Annotated in this window: 12 protein-coding genes; 4 read left to right on the forward strand and 8 right to left on the reverse strand. The window is 42.3% G+C overall.

Annotated features, from left to right (window positions below):
* Positions 1-2: 2 nt before the first annotated feature.
* Both KQP93_RS16480 and bioH read right to left on the reverse strand, forming a co-directional pair.
* Entirely contained in the window at positions 3-311 is a 309-nt protein-coding gene (locus tag KQP93_RS16480) for a hypothetical protein (RefSeq protein ID WP_054554434.1), read from the reverse strand.
* Positions 312-412: 101 nt separating this feature from the next.
* The gene (gene bioH / locus KQP93_RS16485) at positions 413-1,150 is read right to left on the reverse strand and encodes a pimeloyl-ACP methyl ester esterase BioH (protein WP_217875251.1); all 738 of its coding nucleotides are present in this window, start codon (positions 1,148-1,150) and stop codon (positions 413-415) included.
* 58 nt (positions 1,151-1,208) lie between these two features.
* On the opposite strand from bioH, the gene KQP93_RS16490 reads away from it, so the two are divergent.
* A complete protein-coding gene (locus KQP93_RS16490; RefSeq protein WP_217875252.1) occupies positions 1,209-1,925 on the forward strand; it encodes a ComF family protein in 717 nt (238 codons plus the stop codon).
* A 6-nt stretch (positions 1,926-1,931) separates the two neighbouring features.
* Here KQP93_RS16490 and KQP93_RS16495 read toward each other — a convergent pair whose 3' ends face one another.
* A complete protein-coding gene (locus KQP93_RS16495; RefSeq protein WP_217875253.1) occupies positions 1,932-4,484 on the reverse strand; it encodes a M14 metallopeptidase family protein in 2,553 nt (850 codons plus the stop codon).
* Positions 4,485-4,628: 144 nt separating this feature from the next.
* Here KQP93_RS16495 and nfuA point away from each other — a divergent pair, with 144 nt between their 5' ends.
* Together nfuA and KQP93_RS16505 are read left to right on the forward strand one after the other, a co-directional pair.
* Positions 4,629-5,204 (forward strand): Fe-S biogenesis protein NfuA, encoded by a 576-nt coding sequence (gene nfuA / locus KQP93_RS16500; protein ID WP_054554437.1) that lies wholly within the window; start codon positions 4,629-4,631, stop codon positions 5,202-5,204.
* Between the two features lie 14 nt (positions 5,205-5,218).
* Positions 5,219-5,488 carry a hypothetical protein gene (locus tag KQP93_RS16505; protein ID WP_217875254.1) on the forward strand — a complete coding sequence of 90 codons (270 nt, stop codon included), beginning with the start codon at positions 5,219-5,221 and terminating at the stop codon, positions 5,486-5,488.
* A gap of 1 nt (position 5,489) precedes the next feature.
* On the opposite strand, the gene dinF is transcribed toward KQP93_RS16505, so the two are convergent.
* Positions 5,490-6,761, reverse strand: coding sequence for an MATE family efflux transporter DinF (gene dinF / locus KQP93_RS16510; protein ID WP_440590144.1), 1,272 nt, complete (start codon positions 6,759-6,761; stop codon positions 5,490-5,492).
* 39 nt (positions 6,762-6,800) lie between these two features.
* Between dinF and KQP93_RS16515 the strand changes: the two genes are divergently transcribed.
* Positions 6,801-7,832, forward strand: a complete 1,032-nt coding sequence (locus KQP93_RS16515; protein ID WP_254907692.1) for a polysaccharide deacetylase family protein — start codon at positions 6,801-6,803, stop codon at positions 7,830-7,832.
* Here the strand turns inward: KQP93_RS16515 and KQP93_RS16520 are convergent.
* The 4 genes from KQP93_RS16520 to KQP93_RS16535 all read right to left on the reverse strand — a co-directional run bounded on the left by KQP93_RS16520 (position 7,819) and on the right by KQP93_RS16535 (position 12,687).
* Complete coding sequence (locus tag KQP93_RS16520; protein ID WP_217875256.1) at positions 7,819-8,853, reverse strand: protein-glutamate methylesterase/protein-glutamine glutaminase; 1,035 nt, start codon at positions 8,851-8,853, stop codon at positions 7,819-7,821. The two genes, KQP93_RS16515 and KQP93_RS16520, sit on opposite strands and share 14 nt — an antisense overlap.
* An 8-nt stretch (positions 8,854-8,861) precedes the next feature.
* Positions 8,862-9,479 (reverse strand): chemoreceptor glutamine deamidase CheD, encoded by a 618-nt coding sequence (gene cheD / locus KQP93_RS16525; RefSeq protein WP_217875257.1) that lies wholly within the window; start codon positions 9,477-9,479, stop codon positions 8,862-8,864.
* Entirely contained in the window at positions 9,476-10,294 is an 819-nt protein-coding gene (locus KQP93_RS16530; protein ID WP_217875258.1) for a CheR family methyltransferase, read from the reverse strand. The genes cheD and KQP93_RS16530 overlap by 4 nt, the downstream gene beginning before the upstream one ends.
* A gap of 65 nt (positions 10,295-10,359) precedes the next feature.
* Positions 10,360-12,687 (reverse strand): methyl-accepting chemotaxis protein, encoded by a 2,328-nt coding sequence (locus tag KQP93_RS16535; RefSeq protein WP_217875259.1) that lies wholly within the window; start codon positions 12,685-12,687, stop codon positions 10,360-10,362.
* Positions 12,688-12,696 lie beyond the last annotated feature (9 nt).

A 12,696-nucleotide genomic window follows, 5' to 3' on the forward strand; every position in this document is an offset into this window, starting at 1 on the left:
TACTAAACTTTAATATCTATTAATGTACCGAGCACTTCATCAGCAGTCTGAATCGTGTTGATATTGGCTTTAGCATTAAACTCTTCAACTTTTAAATTAACAAGCGACTCATCGATTGGGGCAGGTTGTGAAACTGGCGGAGTTACAGCTTCATTTGGAGTTGCCGCTTGTAATTGGCGTTGTTGAGCTAATTGGGCATCATCTTGCTGATCTATTGAGGCACGGCTAATCTCAGCGCTCGCCTTTTCGATGCCTTGGCTTGCACGGTTATAACCTTCTACCGCATTATTAAAAACAGAACTGATTGGCATAACACCCTCCAACAGTGAGATCTACCCTTTAAGTATCGCTCATAAAACGAGCAAAATAAAGCTAAATCCCGCTATTTTTCTGGCCTCTCAGCGAGTTTTGTTTAACACATTGATTTCAGTGCTGATATAAATGCCGCTTTATGAGATATAAAAGGCGCATGTGAGGCTTTATCTAAAACTTCGTATTCAAACTGGGGCTGTATGGCATGCATTTTTTCAATCGCACGATAAGGTACCAACGAATCTAAGCGACCGAAAATACCACGCACAGGTACGCTAAGGTTAGCGAATAGCTCACGCAAATCATCCTGTTGTAAAATGTCTAAGCCCGCACTTAAAGCTTGCTCTTGAGGCGCTGGGTATTGGTTTAAAAGTGCTTTAAGTTGCTTAATATCATCCCGTGCTGATTCACTGCCCATTGCTTGTATCGCCAAAAACCGTTCTATCGTTTTTTCTCTGTGACTAACTAGCTGATCTTTAAATGCATTTAATACGTCAGGTTTGATACCCGGCCATTCGTCAGTTTGCGCAAAAAAGGGTGTTGAGGCAACCAACACAACCTTTGCTACTTTGTCAGGCCAATGTGCTGCAATATACAAGGCAAAAAGCCCGCCCAACGACCAGCCAACAAGAATAGACTTTTCATTTAGCTGTGTACTTAGTTGCTCAGCTGCAGCATGCAAAGTGTAAGGTGTGGGAATAGACTGTGCGTTACCAAAGCCAGGTAAATCAAGGCATCGGACTTCACCATCATGAAAAAACTCAAGCTCAGGTTTGATCACTTGCCAAACCCCTTGGTTCATTCCCCAGCCATGTAATAGCACCATCTCATTTTGCATATTTTGTATTTCCCAACCACACTTAGCGCTCATAATAGCGTTTAAAGGAATGAATGCAATGTCTCACTTACCCCATGCCTTAAAACTAGGGCTAGACGCACTCTTCCCCAACTTTTGCATTAGCTGCCAGAATCACATACAGGCTAATCAAGCTTTGTGTCAGTATTGTTTAGATGACCTTAATTTATTTGACCTTACACGCCACCCAAACCTGTTACACAGACCCGATATCTGTGATGCATTTCCTGATAGTAATTTTGATCATTTAATTGCCTGTGCGTGGTATCAAGCACCTTTTAAACTTTGGCTCAAGCAATTGAAATTTAACGACCAGCAGTTTTTTCGTGTGGCACTTATACAAGTGATAGACAAACAGTTGCAAATCGCTCGTCAGGTTAATGTAACTTGGCCTGATCTTTTTATTGTGCTGCCACTGCATAATCAACGCTTTTTAGCGCGCGGCTTTAATCAGGTAAGCCAAACTTGGCTGCCTGTTTTGAAAAACCAGCAATGTACTGTTAGCTCAGCTCTTTACAAGCAAAAAGCAACCAAAGCGCAATCACAGTTAAGCAAAGCGAAGAGAGTTAAAAATCTACAAAATGCCTTTATTTGTCAGCAAGATTTAACAGGAAAAACTGTGGCGATTATTGATGATGTGATGACCTCTGGCGCAACCATAAATGCTGCGACAGAAGCCATAAAAAGTGCAGGGGCAAAGCAAGTATGGGCTATGCTCACTTGCCTAACGGGGTTAGGCAACCTGCATTATGATTAATTGTGATTACTTATCACCTGAAGCATGAAAGGCATTACCAAAAAATAAGGCGTTGCTCAGTAATCGGCTCGTACCGTACCAGTAACCACGGAACACTGGGTTATCTGTCATACCTATTACACTGCCTTTGCCATATGAATGCGCAATTAGGCCAGCAGCACCCGCTACTTGCTCTACGTTTACGTCATCAGTAAAGCCAGCTAAAAGCGGCTTATCTGTGTAAGTAAGCACATTAACAAAAGGTGAGTCTGATTTCTCAAGCAGCCAAGTGCTATTCTTAAATACAGGTAATGTATTTCGGTTCAGCGAATACGTAAGTGGATGAGATAAATCCACTGAGGTATTAAAAATTGCACCGGCAATCCGCTGACGACCTGCTAAGTCATCTTTATCAGCATAAGTAAGTCCTGTTGTATCAAAGGCACTCGCTACATCGCGACGAGATAAGTAGTTTGCTTTTAGTAGCTGCTGATCAGCTAAGAACTTAGCACCACCTTTGTGACCCCAAATAACACCGCCTTTACGAACCCACGATTTAATAGCCACTTTAGTCGCATCATCAAGACGATTGAAATTTCCGTGCGCTAAAATAATATGGCTGTAGTTTTCAAGGTCGATGTTACCTAAGCGCTCCATTTCGATAATGCTTGGCGCGGTACCAACAAAACGATCTAAGTAATACCACACTTCACCAAGCTCATACTGGCTAGTTCCTTGGCCACCCACGAGTAATACTTTAGGCGCTTTCACAACCGCCATTGCACGAGAACCTAAGTCAGCACCCTTCACCGTTAAGCCCGAACTAATTGGCGTGATTTCAATGCCAAACTCATTCTGTGCTTGATTTAAATAGCTAACCCAGTTGTTATCAGTTTGCAGGCCAGCAGGAACAAGAATACTACCTGGTTCAAAAGCGATTTCACCTGATGGTGTTTTTGCTGTAAGAGGGCTTAATGCCACGCGCGCTTTCACACCTTGCTCAAGTAAGCTATTGAGCATTTTTGGCGCTAGGTAGTCATCCCATTTGAATGCATAGGCATAGCTTTGCGGTAATGCTGCAAAGCTTGACTTAACACTTTGCTGCCAAGGCATTTTAGCCACATTTAAGCCCCAGTTGCTGCTTACCTTTGCAAATTCTAAATTAAAGGCATGAGCAAGTGTCCAGCCAGATACATCATAAAACGTATTATCAACAAAACGCTGTTGCTCACTGAAAATCGCTTTAATTAAACGAAATTGTGGCTGTGCTAATGGCACATAATAGCTCTGCTCAGAAAAGCTTTGACCGTTTACTTTTAGCGGCTCTTCTAACATGTACGCATTGATTTGATGTTGTCTCAGTAAATCAAGGAAGTATTGCATGCGGCTTTGATCAGCACCGCCTTTAACTACATACCCTTTAAAGTCTTCATCACCAGCAAGATCAACTGCTTTGTTGTAAAATTTTGCTTGATAATCAAGTAAGTCTGTACGGTTATCAATCGCCGCTTGGAACGTCGATAAGCTAGTTAATAGCTGATTTTTAATCGTAAACGGGAAGCTTAACGGGCCGTTGATAGTTTCTTGTAAGTGACCACGCGAGCTCGCTTGTTCAAATAAGATGCCTACACCGCCATTTACGTCTGGGTAAGTTGAGCCTTTACCATAGTAAAAGTCATCAAAGCTTTCTTCAGTGAAGTAAAGTGCGTTGTGCTCATCAAGTGTCTTTGCATGATAGTTTGCAATTGCTTTAGTCAGCGTGACATTTTCGTCTGGCGTGATTGGGTGCTTACGAGTTGGGATCCCCGGTTGGAAAAAGTATGTGCTGTTTGGGCCCATCTCATGGAAGTCAGTTAGGATATTCGGTTTCCATTGGTGAAACTGTGCAATGCGTGCACGTGATTCAGGGTGCTGTAGTAACAACCAGTCACGGTTTAAATCAAATAAGTAATGGTTAGTACGGCTACTTGGCCAACTTTCGATATGCTCGCGAGTTTGTGGATCAGATGATAACTTCATGCCACGGTTGCTGTTTGCCCAATTTGCAAAACGCGCTAAGCCATCTGGGTTTAATGATGGGTCGAGTAAAATAACCGTGTTGTTAAGTAAGGCGTCGATTTCTGGCCCCTGCGCAGCTGCAAGGTAATACGCAACAAGTAACGATGCATTGCTGCCTGATGATTCATTACCGTGAACACTGTAACCCATCCATACAACCGCTGGCTGTTTGCTTGAGTCACTCGCTTCACCATTTAGGCGAGCCAAATGCGCCTTGCGGATTTGCTCAACTTGGCCAAGTTTGTCTGACGCTGTAACCGTTAGCATCACCAGTGGACGCTGCTCATGAGTGCGACCGATTACTTTAAAGTTCATTCGGTCACTTTTTTCAGCAAGAATTTGCATATATTGCACAAGCTGATCGTGGCGTACATGCCACTCACCCACTTCGTAACCTAACACCTGCTCAGGAGTTGGAATACTTGGGTCGAATTTCACATCTTGTTCAAAGTAATAAGAAAGAGGTTTTGCTAATGCGCTAACGCTCACTAGCATGGTTAATATTGTTATTATGAAACGCATAGATAGCACCCGTAATTATTTGATGTTTTAACGCTACCATTCGATAAAATAGATGCAACTTTTTACGCTCAACACTGGCGACAACACGATGAGCGGAGTATGATACACAGTATCCGAGTAATTTAGTCAAGTATAGTCCGTTTTATGATCTCTATTTCTGAATCTGCACAATCTCATTTTGCTAAACTTTTAGCAGACCAAGCTGAACAAACAAACATTCGTGTGTTTGTAGTAAACCCAGGTACTTCGCAGGCTGAGTGTGGTGTTTCTTACTGCCCAGAAGACGCCGTTGAAGCGACTGATATTCGTCTACCATTCAATGGTTTTGATGCCGTTGTTGATGCAGAAAGCGCCCCTTTCTTAGAAGAAGCTGAAATCGATTTTGTAACTGACAAAATGGGTACTCAGTTAACGCTTAAAGCGCCAAATGCGAAAGCACGTAAACTTAGCGACGATGCATCACTGCAAGAACGTGTTCAACACATGCTTGAAACCGAAGTGAATCCACAGCTCGCTAACCACGGCGGCCAAGTTAGCCTAGTAGAAATTACTGCTGACGGCATCGCGGTACTGCAATTTGGCGGTGGCTGTAACGGTTGTTCAATGATTGATGTCACACTAAAAGAAGGCATCGAGAAAGAAATGATCGCCAAGTTTGACGAAATCAACGGTGTAAGAGACATTACTGATCACCAATCTGGTGAACACTCTTACTACTAACCGGTATCTAAAGCATGCTTAAAAAATGGGTATTTCGCTTAGGTAGCGATCCCAAGTTAAGCTTAAAACGCTTTCTTCGCGGCCTAGCACTGTTTGTGCTAGCCGTGATTTTTATTGCCATAGGTTATTATGGGCCCCCACTATTTCAATTAATTGGCCTAGTCATACTAGCAGTGGCTTTATTCTTTGCAGCTTGGGGCTACTTAGGTATTTTTGCCAACCGCTTTGCACAAGTTTTAGAACGCTCGTCTCCCAAAAATCACGACCCTGATTTGTGGAAATAATTTAATCTAATAATTGCTGATTGTTGACGATTCTACGGTAGCGAAACCACAGCGTTAATCCGCGCATTAGCATAAAGCTGGTCATCGCAAACCATAAACCATGATTTTGCCAACTACTCACTACCCAAAACAGTCCAAAAAAGCCCACTAGAGCACTAAATAGCATTGTATTACGCATGTCTTTAGCACGGGTTAAACCGACAAATACGCCATCAAATAAGAAGCAGCCCATCGCCGCGATAGGCAATATAATCACCCAAGGAAGGTAAACCGTTGCAAGGCTGATAACTTCGGGTACATCGGTAAGTAAGCGAATTATTGCCTCACCAAATAATAAAAATATAAGGCTATAAAACAGTGCAAATAACCCACCCCAAAACAAGCTCAAATTGACCCATAACTTAATTTGCTTAGCGCTGTGCTCACCTTTCGCTTTACCGACCTTTGCCTCACTTGCATAAGCAATACCATCAAGCGCAAAGCTCACCAACATTAAAAAGTTTAGCAATACGGCATTAGCCGCTAAGGTTGTTTCGCCGATCCGTGCGCCATAAAAAGTCATAAAACTAAAACACAGCTGGAGTGCTAGTGAACGAATAAAAATATCGCGATTTAAGCTTACTAAATCAAGTAACTTAGCAACACTTAACCACGCTTTCACGGCAAGGTTAACACCTTGCTTTTTCGCTAGTTGTGCAACTAACATAAGTGCAAAAGCAAGGGCGATATAATCAGCAATTAAAGATGCCCACGCAGCTCCAGCCACACCCCAATCAAGAAATACCACAAAATAAATATCAAGCACGATATTGGTAATATTGGTGATAAGTAATAAATAGAATGGCCCGCGGCCATAATGAACACCTAGCATCCAACCAAGTAAAACCAAATTACACAAAGCAGCGGGTGCACTAAAAATACGAATCGAAAAGTAGCTATTTGCTTGTTCTAAAACGGCTTCATTAGCATTTGATAAATATGCCATTAAGGATTGAATAGGTATACTCAGCGCTATTAATAACAGTGCAACCGCGGTTGCTAGTAACAAGCTGCGCTTTAATAACTCAGCGAGTAAGGTGTGATCGCTTTTACCATAAGCCTGTGCAACCAAGCCTGTGGTGCTCATGCGCAAAAAGCCTGCTAACCAAAACAATAACGAGATAACTGCTGAACCGAGCGCTATACCAGCTAAATAGTGAGCGCTTCCTAAGTGACCGATTACAGCGGTATCAACTAAACCTAACATTGGCACGGTAATATTTGATAAAATCATCGGACCGGCTAATAACAGTAAACTTTTATGGTGTGCCTTATGACGTTTAAGAAAATGTTTCATTTAGTATTTGCAGTCCTGTTAGGTTTATCTTTGCGTGCCCATGGCGCAGTCATTCTACAGTATCACCACGTCAGTGAAAGCCTTCCTGCGGTAACCAGTGTCAGCAGCGAAACATTCACTGAACATATGCAATATTTAAAAGATAATAACTTCAACGTTATTCCATTAGATGAACTCATTACCTCATTGCAAGCAGGTCAACCGCTAACAGATCAAACCGTCGCGATTACCTTCGACGATGGCTACAAAAATAACTATGAAGAAGCAGCGCCCATCTTAGAAAAATTTGGCTATCCGTACACTATTTTCGTAAATCCCGAGCTAATTGATGAAGGCAAAAGCTATGTAATGACGTGGCAGCAGTTAAAGGAGCTATCGAAAAAAGGCGCCTTAATTAGCAACCATACGCAAATTCATAATTACTTGCATCGCAAGCAACCAGGCGAGAGTGAAGAAGCATGGCTTGCACGTACTAAAAAAGACATTTTATCTGCCCAGCAGCGCATTAAAGAAGAAATTGGCCATGATTTTAAATACCTTGCTTACCCTTATGGCGAGTTTAATAATTCATTGCAACAACTAGTAAAATCGCTAGGCTTTGTTGGTATAGGTCAGCATTCAGGTGCTGTAGGTATCCATTCTGACTTTACCCGATTACCACGTTTTCCGGCATCGGGCTTTTATTCAAAGCTTGATACGCTTGCCACTAAACTCGACTCTCAAGCATTCACTATCAAACAGCTCACCTATTCAGATAGCGTGACGGACGAAAACCCGCCAAGTTTAAGCATTCAATTTGATATGCAGGACTTTCATAAAAGTCAGTTTGCTTGTTATGTATCAGGCATTGGTCAAGCTGATTTAACGTGGCTTAGTAAAGATACGGTGAAGATCACCTCACCTGAAAAACTGAAAAAAGGCCGCTCTCGCTTTAACTGCACAGCCCCTTCTATCGCGAAAAAAGGCAGTTACTATTGGTTCTCACAACCTTGGGTTATTGTACCTTAGCAGCTTGTTTTAGCATTTGCGCTGCAACCTTATCAAGACGTACCACTTCATTAGCCGCATTAAGCTCTACTGCGGCTTTAGGCATGCCCCATACCACTGACGACAATTCATCCTGTGCTATGGTGTAAGCCCCAGCTTGATTTAAGGCAAGCATGCCTTTTGCGCCATCGCTGCCCATACCGGTCAGTATTGCTGCCACTGTTGCTTTAGGACAAGCCAAAACCAAGGAATTAAATAGCACATCAACCGCTGGACGATGGCGATTAACCAGCTCACTTGAATCAAGCTGACAAAACAGGCCACCTGCTTTTTTTACTACACTCAAATGCTGATCGCCCGGTGCAATGTACGCCCAGCCTGGTTGTAGCTTATCGCCATGTTCAGCTTCTTTAACGTTTATTTTGCACGTTCTATCCATGCGCATCGCAAACGAAGTACTAAATACCGGCGGGATATGCTGTGTAATAACAATCGGCGGGCAACTTTCTGGCATGCGCACAAGCACTTCTTTAATTGCTTCTGTACCACCTGTTGAAGCACCAATTGCAAGCACGCTGTTTGCCTTAAATTGCAATGCTGTTAAAGAGCTGTCGTCTTCAACTTTTGTTTCTTTAAAAGCTCGCACTCTAGCGCCAGCTGCAGTACGCACTTTTTGATGTAATAAATGGGCATAACGCTGAAGATTTTCAGTGACATTGATAGTTGGCTTAGCAATAAAGTCAACAGCACCAATTTCGAGGGCTTCCAGTGTGATTGGTGAGCCTTTTTGAGTCAGTGTAGAAATCATCACAACTGGCATAGGACGAAGGCGCATCAAGTTTTTTAAAAAACTTAACCCATCCATTTTCGGCATTTCGATATCAAGCGTTAAGACATCGGGATTAAGGCGCTTAATTAAATCTCGGGCTTGATAAGGGTCTTCTGCCGCGCCAACGACCTGAATGTCTTGCGCTTGCTCGAGCACTTCCTTGAGTAAACCACGGATCAAAGCAGAATCATCAACTATGAGTACTTTGATCATATGCTCTCCTAAAATAATTCAATATCCGTTTCTGCATCTTGCTGCTCAATATCGTGTAAGTATTTAATTTCACGCTTTTCGAGTTGATCAGAGTGCAATTCACGCATTTTCTTAACCTGCGCCTTGCCTGTTTGCGGATCAAACATCACCTTTCGTGGCCAAGGCCCGCCAACATCATGGGATACTAAATCTAAACCCTCTTCAAGTACATAGGCATTTGCAAAACGAATGTTGCCAACACCAATATCAGTCATTGAGCGGATTATTTTCCCGCCGCCAAACAGCTTTACTTTGAGATTGCGTCTAGAACCGCCATTTTTTAGGATTTCATTTATCAAGTATTCCATTGCCCAGTTACCATAACGGCAATTAAGGCTATGTGCGTTGCTCGGATCAACGCCTTTTTCCGCCGGCAGCATAAAATGATTCATACCACCAATACCTAAGCCTTCATCGTAAATGCATGCAGCAATACACGAACCTAACACAGTTGTTATCAATTCATCAGACTTAGACACATAAAACTCGCCTGGTAATACTTTAGCAACCACTTTATGGCGTTTGCCATCCCAAAACCGTTTAACGTGCTCAAAACCAGACAATACAGGTTTAAAATGACTACTCATAGACCACCTTTTTGATAGATAGTTTGGCCTAAATTCTTAAACTCTTTGTGGTCCTTACCCAGTGTTTCGGAATGCCCCAAGAATAAATGACCTGCATCGCTCAACAAGTCATAGTAACGTTTAAATAGGGTATCTTTCGTCGGCTTATCGAAATAGATCACTACATTGCGACAAAAAATAACATCAAATGGCCCTTTCATAGGCCAGCTCTGTAATAAGTTTAGTCGTTTAAAGAAAATATTCTTTTGCAGCTCGGGTTTTACTTTATATAACTGACCATCATGACTTTTTAGAAACCAGCGCTTAAGTTGGCTTTTGTCTAAACCATTCACATTGGCAGCGGTATAGGTGCCAGCCTGTGCTTTAGCGAGCACGTTTGAGTCTAAGTCAGTAGCTAGGATTTTCACATCCCAATCAGATGGAAAAAGACTGCTTAAGGTCATAGCAATGGTATAAGGCTCTTCGCCGGTTGAGCAGCCAGCAGACCACACCCTTACACGCTTATGCTTGGCATTACTAATCAGCAGTTTAGGTACTATGGTATTTTTTAGATAACTAAAGTGATGCGGCTCACGAAAGAAAGAAGTCAGATTAGTGGTTATTGCATTAATAAACTCACTAAACTCTTGCTCTTTATTCTCTTCAAGAAAGTCTAAATATTCTTTAAAGTTCTTAAGCTTATGTTGGCGAATACGTCTTGCCAAACGCGAGTAAACCATCTCGCGTTTATGCTCTGCTAAGACAATGCCGCAAGCATCGTACACTTGTGACGAAATAGCTTTAAAATCACTATCCGTTAATAAAAACTCTTTCATGTGCCTGACCCTGCAGCTGTAACATTAGATGCAATTAACTAGTTCGAATTTAGTGGGGAAGAGTTTTAAAACTCTTCCCACTCATCACTAGGGTCAACAAAGTTATTGCCTTTTGGCGCCGAACGTACAGGTGAACTTGGCGCTTTAGGAGCAGGGGCTGAACTTGCACGACTTGTAATATCCATCTCGTTATTTGATAGCGAGAAGAAGTTCAATAAGCGGCGCATATCATTCGCTTGCTCTGCCATTGATTCACCCGCGGCAGAGGCCTCTTCAACTAAAGCTGCATTTTGTTGGGTCATTTCATCCATTTGGGCAATGGCTTTATTGACCTGCTCAATACCAGAACTTTGCTCTTCAGATGCTTGGGCAATATCAGAAATCATTGCAGTAACTCTTTGTACTGCAGTAACAATTTCTTGTAATGTTGAACCTGATTCATTAACCAGTAATGTACCATCTTCAACTTTTCCAACACTGTCTCGGATCAATTCTTTGATTTCTTTTGCTGCAGCTGCTGAACGTTGCGCTAAATTACGAACCTCACCAGCAACAACCGCAAAACCACGGCCTTGCTCACCTGCTCGTGCAGCTTCGACAGCCGCATTCAAGGCAAGTAGATTTGTTTGGAAAGCAATTTCATCAATGACACTGATGATGTCTGCAATCTTCTTACTTGACTCATTAATTGCTGACATACTGATTACAGCACGATTTACAACTTCACCACCTTTTTGTGCTTTAGTTCGTGTTTCTTCAGCAAGTTCATTTACTTCTTTCGCATTATCAGCATTTTGACGAACCGTGCTGGTCATCTCTTCCATGCTTGATGCTGTTTCTTCAAGTGATGAAGCCTGCTCTTCAGTACGTTGACTTAAATCAGCATTACCTTGTGAGATTTCTTCTGCACCACTGGCAACCAGCGTTGCTGAAGTATTAATGCGATTAATCACTTCAGTAAGCTTATCAGCCGTGGCATTTGCATCACGTTTTAGCTTATCGAATGAACCTTGATAGTCTTGCTCAACACGTTTTGATAAGTCACCGTTTGCCATGGCGTCCAGCATATTACCTGTGTCTTTTACTGCATCATCAACAATGCTAACTAGGCTATTTAAGCCCTGTGCTAAGCGTAAGAAGAAACCTTGTTTACCTGCTTCTTCAACACGTGCCTCTAAGTCACCACTTCCCGCAGCAGCAACAAGGCCTGCAATTTCTTTTTCAATTGCCACTTCAGCTGTTCTATCTTCCCACTCCACAACCGTGCCAATTCGTTCGTTGTCTGGGGTGAAAATAGGGTTCGCAACTAGACCAAAAGTACGACCACCTACTAGAATTTCAGTGCTGTAAGTATCACTTAACTTAGCAAGCATGTTACGTTGATGCGCTGGATTCTTATGGAACACATCGATATTTTGACCAATCAAATTATTACTGTTGAAGTTAGGTAAGTCTTTGCGTAAATCACTTTCAGCAGTCTTCATCATGTTCAGAACCGCTTCGTTCATGTAAATAATGTTGTTGCCAGAATCTGCAATCATGGTATTGGTTGCCACGCGATCAAGTGCTCGACGAACTCGCAAGTTTTCTTCTGCTGCACGTTTTTCAGCTTCTGCTTTATTTACGCTATCAGTAATATCTTGCCACTCAACAATAGTACCTAAACGCTTACCAGATGCGCTCACCCAAGGTGTCGCAATCAAGCTAAAAATAAGCCCTGCCAAACGCAATGTGGCTTTGTATGGTTCAGATAATGTTTTTAGCAATTCACGTTGATGCGATGGCTGTTTATGAAAATCATCAACGCAAGTTCCAATTAGGTTAGCCACAGAGAAGCTCGGTAGCACTGTTTGTAACGTTGATTCGCGAGCTTGCAGCATTTGCTTTACTTGCTCATTAACGAAAATAATTTTTAAATCGTTATCGGCAATCATCACATTTGCTTGGCATACACGCAGCGCATTTGATAAATCGGCATCACGTTTTGACTGACGTTCAAGCTCTTTTTGAGGTGTGATGTCTGTAGCAAATTTGATAACTTTAGTCACATTACCATTGCTATCAATAATTGGGTTATAGGTTCCTTGGATCCACACTTGTTTGCCATTTTTACCGACACGCTTAAATTCATCAACAAAGAATTCACCGCTGCGTAATCGTTGCCAAAACTGTTGATACTCAGGGCTTTGCGACTCTTGTTCAGCAACAAACATAGAGTGGTGTTGCCCTTGGATCTCTTCGAGTCGGTAACCCATGGTGTTTAAGAAATTAGCATTGGCAGTGATGATCTGCCCCGACGGTTGAAACTCAATCATCGCTTGCGACTTTTTAAGTGCCGCAATAACTAAATCATTTTCCGACTCAACATTTTTAGGACTGCTAAACCATCCCATACCCTTCAC

This window comes from Pseudoalteromonas shioyasakiensis (genome assembly GCF_019134595.1).
GTDB classification, from domain to species: Bacteria; Pseudomonadota; Gammaproteobacteria; order Enterobacterales; family Alteromonadaceae; genus Pseudoalteromonas; species Pseudoalteromonas shioyasakiensis_A.

What these genes read in the sequence shown, in the direction of transcription:
- KQP93_RS16530 (WP_217875258.1), bottom strand. Translation starts at nt 10,294, where the DNA reads ATGAAAGAGTTTTTATTAACGGATAGTGATTTTAAAGCTATTTCGTCA.
- KQP93_RS16480 (WP_054554434.1), bottom strand. Translation starts at nt 311, where the DNA reads ATGCCAATCAGTTCTGTTTTTAATAATGCGGTAGAAGGTTATAACCGT.
- cheD (WP_217875257.1), bottom strand. Translation starts at nt 9,479, where the DNA reads ATGAGTAGTCATTTTAAACCTGTATTGTCTGGTTTTGAGCACGTTAAA.
- bioH (WP_217875251.1), bottom strand. Translation starts at nt 1,150, where the DNA reads ATGCAAAATGAGATGGTGCTATTACATGGCTGGGGAATGAACCAAGGG.
- KQP93_RS16520 (WP_217875256.1), bottom strand. Translation starts at nt 8,853, where the DNA reads ATGATCAAAGTACTCATAGTTGATGATTCTGCTTTGATCCGTGGTTTA.
- KQP93_RS16515 (WP_254907692.1), top strand. Translation starts at nt 6,801, where the DNA reads ATGACGTTTAAGAAAATGTTTCATTTAGTATTTGCAGTCCTGTTAGGT.
- KQP93_RS16495 (WP_217875253.1), bottom strand. Translation starts at nt 4,484, where the DNA reads ATGCGTTTCATAATAACAATATTAACCATGCTAGTGAGCGTTAGCGCA.
- KQP93_RS16535 (WP_217875259.1), bottom strand. Translation starts at nt 12,687, where the DNA reads ATGGGATGGTTTAGCAGTCCTAAAAATGTTGAGTCGGAAAATGATTTA.
- nfuA (WP_054554437.1), top strand. Translation starts at nt 4,629, where the DNA reads ATGATCTCTATTTCTGAATCTGCACAATCTCATTTTGCTAAACTTTTA.
- KQP93_RS16505 (WP_217875254.1), top strand. Translation starts at nt 5,219, where the DNA reads ATGCTTAAAAAATGGGTATTTCGCTTAGGTAGCGATCCCAAGTTAAGC.
- dinF (WP_440590144.1), bottom strand. Translation starts at nt 6,761, where the DNA reads ATGATTTTATCAAATATTACCGTGCCAATGTTAGGTTTAGTTGATACC.
- KQP93_RS16490 (WP_217875252.1), top strand. Translation starts at nt 1,209, where the DNA reads ATGTCTCACTTACCCCATGCCTTAAAACTAGGGCTAGACGCACTCTTC.